Annotated in this window: 12 protein-coding genes; 11 read left to right on the top strand and 1 reads right to left on the bottom strand. The window is 34.9% G+C overall.

The features are described 5' to 3' along the window. Positions 1–7 precede the first annotated feature (7 nt). The 7 genes from rpoD to AB4Y30_RS10030 all read left to right on the top strand — a co-directional run bounded on the left by rpoD (position 8) and on the right by AB4Y30_RS10030 (position 6,662). Positions 8–1,132 carry an RNA polymerase sigma factor RpoD gene (gene rpoD / locus AB4Y30_RS10060; protein ID WP_368652101.1) on the top strand — a complete coding sequence of 375 codons (1,125 nt, stop codon included), beginning with the start codon at positions 8–10 and terminating at the stop codon, positions 1,130–1,132. A 34-nt stretch (positions 1,133–1,166) separates the two neighbouring features. Beyond that, positions 1,167–1,694 carry a hypothetical protein gene (locus AB4Y30_RS10055; protein WP_368652100.1) on the top strand — a complete coding sequence of 176 codons (528 nt, stop codon included), beginning with the start codon at positions 1,167–1,169 and terminating at the stop codon, positions 1,692–1,694. A gap of 105 nt (positions 1,695–1,799) precedes the next feature. After that, complete coding sequence (cccA, locus tag AB4Y30_RS10050; protein WP_368652099.1) at positions 1,800–2,153, top strand: cytochrome c550; 354 nt, start codon at positions 1,800–1,802, stop codon at positions 2,151–2,153. A 447-nt stretch (positions 2,154–2,600) separates the two neighbouring features. After that, a complete protein-coding gene (locus AB4Y30_RS10045) occupies positions 2,601–3,320 on the top strand; it encodes a tRNA (adenine(22)-N(1))-methyltransferase TrmK (protein ID WP_368652098.1) in 720 nt (239 codons plus the stop codon). Further along, positions 3,301–4,416, top strand: coding sequence for a Nif3-like dinuclear metal center hexameric protein (locus tag AB4Y30_RS10040; protein WP_368652097.1), 1,116 nt, complete (start codon positions 3,301–3,303; stop codon positions 4,414–4,416). The genes AB4Y30_RS10045 and AB4Y30_RS10040 overlap by 20 nt, the downstream gene beginning before the upstream one ends. Positions 4,417–4,433: 17 nt before the next feature. Beyond that, positions 4,434–5,750: a DEAD/DEAH box helicase gene (locus tag AB4Y30_RS10035; RefSeq protein ID WP_368652096.1), complete on the top strand. Its 1,317-nt coding sequence runs from the start codon at positions 4,434–4,436 to the stop codon at positions 5,748–5,750. 18 nt (positions 5,751–5,768) lie between these two features. Continuing rightward, on the top strand, positions 5,769–6,662 hold the full coding sequence (locus AB4Y30_RS10030) for a deoxyribonuclease IV (RefSeq protein ID WP_368652095.1): 894 nt from the start codon (positions 5,769–5,771) through the stop codon (positions 6,660–6,662). Positions 6,663–6,703: 41 nt separating this feature from the next. On the opposite strand, the gene AB4Y30_RS10025 is transcribed toward AB4Y30_RS10030, so the two are convergent. Beyond that, the gene (locus tag AB4Y30_RS10025) at positions 6,704–6,988 is read right to left on the bottom strand and encodes a DUF2624 family protein (RefSeq protein WP_368652094.1); all 285 of its coding nucleotides are present in this window, start codon (positions 6,986–6,988) and stop codon (positions 6,704–6,706) included. A gap of 152 nt (positions 6,989–7,140) precedes the next feature. Here AB4Y30_RS10025 and AB4Y30_RS10020 point away from each other — a divergent pair, with 152 nt between their 5' ends. The 4 genes from AB4Y30_RS10020 (at position 7,141) to AB4Y30_RS10005 (ending at position 11,934) form a co-directional block, all read left to right on the top strand. After that, on the top strand, positions 7,141–7,509 hold the full coding sequence (locus tag AB4Y30_RS10020; protein WP_368652093.1) for a hypothetical protein: 369 nt from the start codon (positions 7,141–7,143) through the stop codon (positions 7,507–7,509). 154 nt (positions 7,510–7,663) lie between these two features. Continuing rightward, entirely contained in the window at positions 7,664–9,448 is a 1,785-nt protein-coding gene (locus AB4Y30_RS10015; RefSeq protein ID WP_368652092.1) for an IS1182 family transposase, read from the top strand. A gap of 104 nt (positions 9,449–9,552) precedes the next feature. Next, entirely contained in the window at positions 9,553–10,191 is a 639-nt protein-coding gene (locus tag AB4Y30_RS10010) for an NfeD family protein (protein WP_368652091.1), read from the top strand. A 117-nt stretch (positions 10,192–10,308) separates the two neighbouring features. Further along, entirely contained in the window at positions 10,309–11,934 is a 1,626-nt protein-coding gene (locus AB4Y30_RS10005) for a Na/Pi cotransporter family protein (RefSeq protein WP_368652090.1), read from the top strand. Positions 11,935–11,959 lie beyond the last annotated feature (25 nt).

The following is an 11,959-nucleotide window of genomic DNA, read 5'->3' as shown; positions in this document are numbered from 1 at the left end:
GGGACTCATGTCAGACAATAAAACTTCACAAACAATTGATAATAATCAATTATTAGAACAAGCTAAAGAGCAGTTGGTAGAAGCTGGGAAAAAGCGTGGAGTATTAGCGTTTGAAGAAGTTGCTGATCAACTATCAAATTTTGCTATCGAGCCAGATCAAATGGATGAATTTTATGAGTACCTAGCAGATCAAGGTGTCGAAGTTATTGGAGATGCTGACGTAGATGTTGACCCAGATGTTAAAGAGATTGAGAAGGAAGAGGATACGCCTTTAGATGACGATCTAAGTATCCCATTAGGCGTAAAGATTAACGACCCAGTTCGTATGTATCTAAAAGAAATAGGTCGAGTGAATCTTCTTACTGCTGGAGAAGAAGTTAATTTAGCAAAACGAATTAAAGAGGGCGATGAAGAGGCAAGTCGTCAGCTTGCAGAAGCTAATTTACGTCTTGTTGTAAGTATTGCTAAACGTTATGTTGGTCGTGGTATGTTATTCCTTGATTTAATTCAAGAAGGAAACATGGGACTAATCAAAGCTGTTGAGAAATTTGACCATACAAAGGGCTTTAAATTTAGTACGTACGCAACATGGTGGATTCGCCAAGCTATTACTCGTGCGATTGCCGATCAAGCAAGAACGATAAGGATTCCAGTGCATATGGTGGAAACCATTAATAAGTTAATTCGTATTCAAAGACAGCTCCTTCAAGATCTAGGACGCGAACCAACACCGGAGGAAATTGGTGAAGAAATGGAATTATCTCCTGAAAAAGTTCGTGACATTTTAAAAATTGCACAAGAACCTGTTTCTTTAGAAACACCGATTGGAGAAGAGGATGATTCACATCTTGGCGACTTTATAGAAGATCAAGAAGCTGTTTCTCCATCTGATCATGCGGCATATGAACTTCTAAAAGAACAATTAGAAGATGTTTTGGATACATTGACGGATCGTGAAGAAAATGTGTTGCGACTTCGTTTTGGTTTAGATGATGGAAGAACGAGAACACTTGAAGAAGTAGGAAAAGTATTTGGCGTAACACGTGAAAGAATTCGACAAATTGAAGCAAAAGCGTTAAGAAAGCTTAGACACCCTAGTCGTAGTAAACAATTAAAAGATTTCTTGGATTGATGTATACACACTTCTTAATATAGGAGTTATCAAGATGGCTGAAAATAGACATAAGATAATTATTCAAGAAATTGAGCATTGGAAAAAAAATAAGCTTTTACCAGTAGAGTATTGCGATTATTTATTAGCGCTGTATACACAAGGTGAGGGTAGTAATAGTGAACAGAAACAAGGAAATATACTCCTTTTTATTTACATCACGATACTATTGTTACTCTTACCATTATCTTTTTTATTCACAGCTGTTTTCCCAATTTCATTACTAATTAAGTTGTCTGTATTAACAAGCATATTCATTTTATCAGTTATATTATATATTAGTTTTTTTCGAAATAAAGAGGGTATTTTGCAATATTTTTCTTTAATTATTTCGTTCATGTTAAGTTTATTTATTTTGACTTTTATTTCACAAGAATTACAAGTAGATGAATTGCTAATAACCATGCTTTTTATAATTACTTTTATGGGCTGGTTATCTTTTAGTATGGCAAAAAAGTACAAAATTTTGTCATTTATAAGTCTTTTAGGCATACTTTTTACTGTATTTAATCGGCTTTTATAAATATTCTTATGATAACTCTTTAAAGAATTTCGATTTTCGAGTAATATATATATAGCTTGCTTTATTATATTAAGATTTTGGGGAAATACATAAGGAGGAAATACAATGAGCAAAAACCCAGTAGTCCCATATGCGATTATTGCCATTTTAGGGATAGCATTGGTAATTATTTTATCTTACGTAGGCGTAAATCAACGTGAAGCAATCCAAAATCCAGAAGAAAATGCTGATGCAGCAGAAGAAACACATGACCCAGAAGAGATTTACCAGAGCTCTTGTGCAGCATGTCATGGTGGAGACTTAACTGGACCACCTGATTTAACGGCAATTGGAAGCAAATACTCAGCAGAAGAAATTCAGGATATTATTAACAATGGTAGAGGTGCAATGCCTCCTGGACAAGCAACTCCGCCACAAGCTGAAATTTTAGCTGACTGGCTAGTAGAAAATTACAAATAATAAAAAATAATTTTACGAAGGGCTTTCTGAGAAATCAGGAAGCTTTTCTACTTTCATTAGAAAAATTAGTGCTATATCTTTTAAAAACGAAGTATCAATAACCCCTTAAAGTGCTGGAAACCGTGGTTATCATTTTAAAATTTCGGTAATTACTAGTATGATGAAAGTAGTATTTTTCTATAAGAGGTTGTTCAAAAAGTCCAACAAAAATGACACATCGAACGGAGGAACTTCGATTCCAACACGTCTTGTGTCGAACGTTGAAGTCATCACACCACTACTCTAAGCCACGTCGCCTTGAACTTTCGACGGACACGAGATGCTACGACATACAGGATGTACTAGTGCAGATGTTGCTCGCATGATGTTGTGGACTTAACCAATGACTGTCCTTTTTACTGTCCTTTTTGAACAAGCACTATAAATAAGCGGTATGAGGGAGAAAAAGTGAATCAAACGAATAATTTATCTAATAGATTAATGAAAATAGCGACCTATTTACCAAAAGGCAGTTTTTTTGCAGATATTGGTTCTGACCATGCATATTTACCATGTTATGTTTGTGAACTCGATCCTACTGCAAGAGCAATTGCTGGTGAGGTAAATCTTGGTCCATATGAAAGTGCTCAAACGAATATTAAATCCAATCAGTTAGAGGAGCGGATTGATGTACGTTTAGGGGATGGATTAGCAGTTATCCATGATGGGGAAGTTACTGAAATTGTTATTGCCGGGATGGGTGGAAGCCTAATCAAGCAAATATTAGATCAAGGACATAACAAACTATCTAAGGTTAGAAGAATTATTGCACAGCCCAATATAGCAGCGCCTATTGTAAGAAGCTGGTTTTATGATCATGATTATGTAATTTCTGAAGAAGCTATTATTGATGAGAATAACCATATTTATGAGATTATAGTTGCTGATAAAAAAACAGATCCTACTCCTTATACATTAAGTGAGAAAGAGTTATTTTTTGGACCATGGCTTTTAAAAGAGAAATCCGCAGCCTTTATAAAAAAATGGAAGCATGAAAAAAATAAATATTATAGAATCATTGAACAAATGAAGGCTGGTACGGAAGTGAGTAAGGAAAAAATAGCTGCCTTTGAAACAGAGTTAGCATGGATAGAGGAGGTTTTAAGCGATGGGGAAATGGACGAATAAAAAAGTATTTGATTTGATGGAAAAATGGGCTCCACTAAATTTAGCGTATGATTGGGATAATGTTGGCTTACAAGTCGGCTCAGCTAATAAAGAGGTAAAAAAAGTTATGATAACCTTGGATGTACTGGAATCCGTTGTGGATGAAGCCATTACAGAAAAGGTTGATTTAATCATCGCACATCACCCTATGCTATTTAAAGCATTAAAAAAAATAGATACGAACACACCAAAGGGCAGAGTTTTAGAAAAGCTAATTAAGCATGATATTACAGTCTATGCTGCACATACGAATTTAGATATCGCAGCTGACGGTGTGAATGATATGCTACTAGATCAATTAAAGCTTACAAAAACAGCTAATTTGCAAGATACAGATGAGAAGAAATTATATAAATTGGCAGTTTTTATTCCCGAGGATTATGTGGATGAAGTAAGTGAAGCCTTAGCGCAGGCTGGTGCTGGACATATTGGAAATTACAGCAATTGTACTTTTCAAACAGAAGGAACAGGAACATTCAAGCCATTAGAGGGTACAAAGCCGTTTATTGGTGAGCAAAACCAGATCGAGCGAGTAGAAGAAATGAAGGTAGAAGTTATTGTTTCTGAAGAGAAAATCCAGCAAGTGATCCATGTGTTATTAGAAGCACATCCATATGAAGAGGTTGCATATGATGTTTATTTGCTTGCTAATAAAGATGAGACACCTTTAGGTATAGGTAGAGTTGGCAGCTTAAATCAAGCTGTTACGTTTCAGGAGTTTATCCAGCAAGTGAAAGAAAATTTAGGATTAGCAAATGTACGTGTAACAGGTAATCTCGATAAAAAAGTGAAAAAGGTAGCTATTCTTGGCGGAAGCGGTGAAAAATATATTCATCAAGCATTGAGAATGGGTGCAGATGTATATGTGACTGGTGACATGACTTTCCATATGGCTCAAGATGCAATGGAATTAGGTTTATGTGTTATCGATGCAGGGCATTATATTGAACAAATTATGAAAGAAGTTGTTCAAGAAAAATTGGCTGAGCAATTAGCAGATTCAGCTATTGAAGTAATTATTTCTAAGGAAAATACAAACCCGTTTCATTATATGTAGGAAGGGAGGCTGAATGAATGACAACTAATACATTTAAAGCTTTTGCTTTAGGAGAAAAGATGATTGATATAACACAGGCGTTGCATTTTAAAAAGCCTACGGAAATTCAAGAAAAAGTAATCCCTGCAATTTTAAAAGGAAAAAGTGTTATTGGACAATCGCATACAGGCTCTGGAAAAACACATGCTTTTTTATTACCTTTGTTTAATAAGTTGGATGAAACTAAACAAGAAGTACAATTTGTTATTACTTTACCAACTCGTGAACTTGCTCAGCAAGTATATGATGAGGTAAGAAATATGATTCAATTAGCCGAAAAAGAAGAAGTTTGGTCAACTAAGCTGTTAGTAGGCGGAACAGATAAATTGAAAATGGCTGAGCAATTAAAAAGACCTCCACATATTATTGTAGGCACACCTGGGAGAATCCTAGACCATGTTAAGGACGGCTCTTTATCCATATATTCAGCTCATGCTTTTGTAGTGGATGAAGCTGATTTAATGCTAGATTTAGGCTTTATTGAAGAGGTTGACCAATTATTGGTACGTTGTAAGCGTGATATCCAATTATTAGCGTTTTCTGCAACTATTCCGGTAAGATTAGAACACTTTTTTAGAAAGTATATGGATAATCCGCTTCATGTAATCATTAAAGGACATTTATCACCAGAAACAATGGAACATCGCTTGATTGCAATAAAACATCGAGATAAAGCAAAAATAATCAAAGAGTTATCAAAAGCTTTTAATCCATTTTTAGCAATCATTTTCACAAATGGAAAAGAGCAAGCAAATAAGCTAGCTAATGCTTTATTAGAAAATGGTTTAGAGGTCGGCTTAATCCATGGTGGATTATCTCCTCGTGAAAGAAAACGAGCATTAAATGATATTTTAAATTTACGTTATCAATATGTAGTGGCAACAGACTTAGCTTCTAGAGGAATTGACATTAAGGGAGTAAGTCATGTAATTAATGCTGATTTACCAAAGGAAGAGGGATTTTATGTCCACCGAGTTGGTAGAACAGCAAGAGCAGGATTAGAAGGTACTGCTATTAGCTTATATGATGAAGAAGATATTAAATTAATTAAACAGCTAGAGGATAAAGGGATAGAATTTATCTACTGTGATGTGAAAAATGGAGAATTTGTCCAGGCAGCTCCGTGGAATAAACGGGAATTAAGAAAGAAAGATAAAAGCACGTCTATTGATCAAGAAGCATGGAAGCACGTTCGAAAACCAAAGAAAGTAAAACCAGGCTATAAAAAGAAAATGAAATTCGAGCAAGAAGCTATTAAAAAGCAATTACTTAAGAAAAATAAACGTAAAAAATAATATATGAGGTGAGCGGATATGGTGAAAATTGGATCACATGTTTCAATGAGCGGAAAAAAAATGCTACTAGCTTCAAGTGAAGAGGCGGCTTCGTATAATGCAAATACCTTTATGATTTATACAGGTGCCCCTCAGAACACGCGTAGGAAGCCAATAGAGGAGTTAAATATTGAAGCAGGTAAATTACATATGGCAGAATATGGAATGACTGATATAGTAGTTCATGCACCATATATTATTAATATCGCAAATACTACTAAACCAGAAACATTTGAACTTGGTGTTTCCTTTTTAAGAAGTGAAATTGATCGAACAGCGGCTATTGGTGCTCATCAAATTGTACTTCACCCAGGAGCACATGTTGGTGCAGGAGCAGAAGCTGGTATTAAGAAAATTATAGAAGGTTTAAATGAAGTGTTAACGAAGGATGATCAAGTACAAATCGCACTTGAAACCATGGCTGGAAAAGGTACAGAAATAGGACGTACATTTGAAGAACTGGCACAAATTATCGATGGTGTAACACATAATGAGCACTTATCTGTTTGTCTTGATACTTGTCATATTCATGATGCTGGTTATAATGTGAGTGAAGATTTTGATGGTGTTTTAAATGAATTTGATAAAATTATTGGTATAGATCGTTTGAAAGTAATCCATATTAATGATAGTAAAAATGAACAAGGTGCTCATAAAGATAGACATGAGAATTTTGGATTTGGACATATTGGATTTGATGCATTACATGGAGTAGTTTATCATCCACAACTGATGGACCTTCCGAAGATTTTAGAAAGTCCTTATGTTGGAGAAGATAAAAAAAATAAAAAAGCACCTTATAAATATGAAATTGAAATGATTTGTAAAGGTGAATTTGATCCTGATTTAAAAAATAAAATTTTAAATGGATAAACATAAGAAAAGCAGATGGAGTGAAAATCCATCTGCTTTTCTTAGGAAAATAGGTGTTCTAATCCATATAGCTTAATAATGGAGTTAAATAAATGCTCAAGTTTTTGCGCTGTATGTGAATTGGTAATATTTTCCAATTCATTATACATTTTTTCTCGATCAGCTGCCTTAAATGGATCAATGCTAGTTGTTTGTAAATAATTTACAATCTGATGAGCTTCTGCTTCAGAAATAGAAATATTATACTTTTTACTATACGTCAGCACTTCTTTTGCGGTTAAGTTTGTCATGTAGTGTTGAATCAATTTCTTTAACTGATTTACCATAGTTAATCTGCTCCTTTATTGTTCCTAGAGAATCTTATGCAAACATTCCTTGAAATGTGAAAAAATTCCTTGCCATAAACTAACATATTAAGTTTGGGCAAATATCCATAAACTAATGTTGCATTTTAGATTTTTATAAAGGAGGGATTTAAGTGGCGGATTACTTCAATCATCCAAGAAGAAATCAGGAGAGAAACACAAATAATCATCGCTACAATGACCAGCATAAATCTTTTGATGAAAGAAATTCAGATGATGAAGAATTTTCTAGAGAGTGGGATGCATCAAATGTAGATGAAATGGAAGATTTTCGCGTTGAAATGAGAAATCTTTCAGGTTGGATTGCGTTAATTTTATCCGTTTTATCTTTTTTCTTTTTACCGATTATATTAGGAGCCCTAGGAATTATCGTTGGCTTCTTTGCTCGACATCGTAATGCTGTATGGCTAGGAAATACAGCTATTGTTGTAGGAGCAATTTCAATTATTTTGGCTCTCTTTGTACGACCTTTTCTTTTTTAGTGAAATGGAGGACGGGGCTGTCCAAAAAGTCAGTGAAAACTGCTTTTCTATGACGGCCCTTTTTTTCTTTATTCTTCCTAAAAAACATATAAAAAAATCGCCTTTTCTTGTAAAATGGAGTTACCACACAACATTTCAGAAAGGGCGATTTTTTATGAAATCTCATACAAATTGTACCACACAAACGACACTTCCTCTAGAGGTAATCGAGGAAAAAGTTACAGCTTCTAACCCAGCAACTCCCTTATTTAAACCTTACGATAACCGACAAAGCACGGTGATTTTTGATATCCAAGATTATATCCCTACACATCATGTAGCACGAGTGGTAGATGAAATGGTGGAGCGTATCCCAAAGGAACAGCTCTATCGTTATTATAGCGGTGGAGGTAGACCAGCCTTTCATCCCAAAATGATGCTGAAAGTTATTTTATATGCTTACAGCCAAAAAATATATTCCTGTAGAGACATCGAAAAAATGACCAAAGAAAATCTACCAACTATGTGGCTTGCAGGTATGCAAACCCCTGATTTTCGCACCATCAATGCGTTTCGTGGGAAGCGAATGAAAGCCATGATGGATCAGCTATTTGAAACGATGATTCTGCAACTGATAGAAGATCAATGGATTACGATGGAAAACTACTTCTTGGATGGCACAAAGATAGAAGCCAATGCCAATAAGTATTCTTTCGTATGGAAAAAATCAACCGTGCGATGGGAGGCGCAGTTAAAGCAACGCATCCAGGAAACGTTGGCACATATCGATACGATTGCCGCACAGGAAGAGCTAGAGATAAGCCATTCTAAAGAAGAAGCGACTGCGGAAGACTTAGAAGCGATTGCCAATCAACTAGCAGAAAAAGTAGATGCCCTTTCTGAAGCTATCGAAAATACGGAAGAAAGTCAGCTTCGAAAACAGCTCCGCTCTCGTCGTAGCACCTTAAAAAAACCAATGAAACAAATACGTGAGAACTTTCTTCCACGTATGGAAAAGTATCAGACCTATCAAACCATCTTAGGAGATCGAAACAGCTTTTCCAAGACAGATCCGGATGCCACGTTTATGCGGATGAAAGAAGATCATATGAGAAATGGACAGTTGAAGCCAGGCTATAATGTACAAATGGCCACAGAAAATCAATTGATTGTCGATTACTCCGTGCATCAACGACCAAATGATACTCGGTGTTTTATTCCACACTTGGAGAAGTTGGCAGCTTCTAACCTTCCGATGCCTCAACGGATCATTGCCGATGCAGGTTATGGAAGTGAAGCAAATTATTTATATGCGATTGGTGAAGAGAAATCCCCTCGTTTTGAATTTTTAATACCCTATGGCACCTATCTCAAAGAACAAAAAAGAGCGTACAAAAAAGACATTAAAAACTTTAAAAATTGGACCTATCGTGCCCATGAGGATGATTATATCTGCCCAAATAACCGAAGAGTCGTGTTCAAAAAATATCTCAATCGGAAGAATAGGTCTGGTTATGTGCAGAGTTATAAAATTTATGAATGTGAAAGTTGTTTGGATTGTCCATTGAAGCCCCAGTGTACGAAGGCAAAGGGGAACAGACAAATTTTTTGGAATACAATCTTTGAAGAAATGAAAGCTAAGGCAAAAGCAGCCCTTGAAAGTGAAGAGGAAGCAGCAATCTACGCCCAACGAAAAGTGGAAGTAGAAAGTGTTTTCGGTCACATCAAGGGCAATCGGTCGTTCCGTAGATTTTCTTTACGGGGTATCGATAAAGTCCACACAGAATTCGGGATCGTGGCAATAGCCCACAATATCCTGAAAATAGCTGAGCTTCGCAGGCTACTTTTCAGGAATTTTTTACAAATGAAAAACAAGAAGAGAAAAATGATTTATTTTTCTTCCTCTTGTTTTATTTTGGGGGCTTATTGGACAGCCTCGTCCTTTGTTTTTTTAAAATAGGTTTTAAATCAGTTATTCCGGGGATTTTTGCATAATAGTAAATTTTAAAACATGTTATAATAGAAATACTTAAAATATAATAATAAATAAAGGGGGATATCAGAATGGATTGGTTACTACAGGATCCAATGGCAATGTTGATTACAGGATTAGGAACATTATTTTTATTTGGTGAAATACTTGTTAATATGCGAGCTATATTTGCTCTTTTAGGTATTGGTACAATGACATTTTATTTCACTACTTATGCTGAAACGGAATCATTGACATTAATGATTATTATTTATTTGATTGGATTAGCTTTGATTATTATAGATGGTAAATTCATAAATGATGGGACAATAGGTACTATTGGGATTGTTTCTGTTCTTATAGCAGTTGCACTATCTGCACCAAACTTAACTGCTGGATTATATGCAGTTATCGGTGTATTACTAGGAGCTGGGGCATCCTTCTTGTTATTAAAAATATTTAAAACAAGAAAAAGAAAGCTTTGGTCGAAGTTAACATTATCAGATCGGTTAACCTCAGAAGCAGGCTATTCTTCCATGAACGAGGAATACAAGGCATTGGTAGGGCAAGAAGGAGTTAGTTTAACTGATTTACGTCCTATTGGCACGATACGAATAGATGGTAAAGAATACAGTGGAATTTCAAATGCTGAATGGATTGAAAAAGATACACCAATTAGAGTAGAAGAGGTTGATGGAACGAGAATTTTAGTTAGAAAAATTAATTCCTAAAAAGAGAAGTTGTAAAGAAAATGTTAATTCCTTCGTATATCCTTTACATAAGACTTTTTCTTTTGAATAATAGTCTACAGGAAGTCTATTTGTTATTTGATTGGAGTTGAGATATTTGTGGAAATAGATTTTATGAAACTCCTATTCGAATTTATCGGAGGATTAGGAATTTTTCTTCTAGGTATAAAATATTTAGGTGAAGGATTACAAAATTCAGCAGGAGAACGATTAAGAGAAATCCTAGATCGATTTACAAGTAACCCACTACTTGGAGTGCTAGCAGGAATGCTTGTTACAATGCTTATACAGAGTAGCTCTGGTACTACTGTATTAACAGTTGGGCTTGTAAATGCAGGGTTTATGACATTGAGACAGGCAATTGGTGTTATTATGGGAGCAAATATTGGAACAACGATTACTGCCTTTATTATTGGATTAGATATTGGAGATTTTGCTTTACCAATTATTGCTGTCGGTAGTTTCTTAATCTTTTTCTTTAAACATCAACGAATTACTTCGATTGGACAAGCTATTTTTGGGTTTGGAGCATTATTTTTTGGAATTAATTTAATGACAAGTGGAATGGCTCCTTTAAGCAATCTGGCATCCTTTCAAGAGCTAGCGATCAATATGAGTTCTACACCTGTTTTAGGTGTTGTAATAGGTACTTTTTTCACATTAATTGTCCAAAGTTCAAGTGCAACTATTGGGATATTACAAGGTCTTTTTTCAGAAGGAGCAATTGATCTTCATGCAGCGCTGCCAGTATTATTCGGAGATAATATTGGAACAACAATGACCGCAGTGCTTGCTGCAATTGGGACAAGTGTAGCTGCTAAACGAGCGGCTTTGACACATGTTATTTTTAATCTGCTAGGAACAGTGATTTTTCTTATCTTTTTAGATTTCTTTACTACATATGTAGCATATTTACAGGCTAGTTTTAATCTAAATCCACAAATGACAATTGCCTTTGCTCATGGTAGTTTCAATACGTTTAATACATTTATTCAATTACCATTAATTGGTGTACTCGCATGGATAGTAACTAAGTTAATTCCAGGTGAAGCAATTATTGTAGATTATGAAGCGAAGCATTTAGATCCTATTTTTATTCAACGTTCGCCAACAGTAGCTTTATCACAAGCTAAATCAGAAGTGATTCGGATGGGGGATATTGCGTGCAAAGGCCTTGATGAAACTTACTTATTTTTAACAACGAAACAACCTCATCACGCAACTACAGCAATGAAAATAGAAGGTGCTTTAAATCATTTAGATAAGGAAATTACAAAATATTTAATTGACATATCATCTAAAACAATGTCTGAGGTAGAAAGTGCAGAGCATACAAGTTTAATGGATACCATTCGCGATATAGAAAGAATAGGAGATCATTTTGAAAATATCATCGAAACGATTGAATACCAAGTGACCAATAAAGTTCAATTACCAGAAGAGGCTTTAGAAGATATTAATAATATGTTTGACTTAGCATTATTGAATGTAAGACAGTCGATTTATGCATTAAATCATATAGATAAAGAAGAAGCATTAACCGTTTTACAAAGAGAAAATCTGATTAATCAAATGGAACAAAAATTCCGTAAAAAACACATCATTCGTATGAACGAAGGAATAAGTGATGCAACAGCAGGTATGATTTTTGTTGATATTGTCAATGATTTAGAAAGAATTGCTGATCATGCTGTTAATATTGCAGAAGAAGTATTAAGAAAATAATAGAAGAGTCCTTTTGAACATGTAT

Source organism: Ornithinibacillus sp. 4-3 (genome assembly GCF_040958695.1).
Classification (GTDB): domain Bacteria; phylum Bacillota; class Bacilli; order Bacillales; family Amphibacillaceae; genus CALAMD01.
The sequence above is the reverse complement of the archived record's forward strand: the minus strand, read 5'-3'. Positions and strand labels throughout refer to the sequence as shown.

Bases quoted from the DNA above. Each gene is read 5' to 3' on its own strand.
- rpoD (WP_368652101.1), top strand. From the start codon at position 8: ATGTCAGACAATAAAACTTCACAAACAATTGATAATAATCAATTATTA.
- AB4Y30_RS10055 (WP_368652100.1), top strand. From the start codon at position 1,167: ATGGCTGAAAATAGACATAAGATAATTATTCAAGAAATTGAGCATTGG.
- cccA (WP_368652099.1), top strand. From the start codon at position 1,800: ATGAGCAAAAACCCAGTAGTCCCATATGCGATTATTGCCATTTTAGGG.
- AB4Y30_RS10040 (WP_368652097.1), top strand. From the start codon at position 3,301: ATGGGGAAATGGACGAATAAAAAAGTATTTGATTTGATGGAAAAATGG.
- AB4Y30_RS10035 (WP_368652096.1), top strand. From the start codon at position 4,434: ATGACAACTAATACATTTAAAGCTTTTGCTTTAGGAGAAAAGATGATT.
- AB4Y30_RS10030 (WP_368652095.1), top strand. From the start codon at position 5,769: ATGGTGAAAATTGGATCACATGTTTCAATGAGCGGAAAAAAAATGCTA.
- AB4Y30_RS10025 (WP_368652094.1), bottom strand. From the start codon at position 6,988: ATGGTAAATCAGTTAAAGAAATTGATTCAACACTACATGACAAACTTA.
- AB4Y30_RS10015 (WP_368652092.1), top strand. From the start codon at position 7,664: ATGAAATCTCATACAAATTGTACCACACAAACGACACTTCCTCTAGAG.
- AB4Y30_RS10010 (WP_368652091.1), top strand. From the start codon at position 9,553: ATGGATTGGTTACTACAGGATCCAATGGCAATGTTGATTACAGGATTA.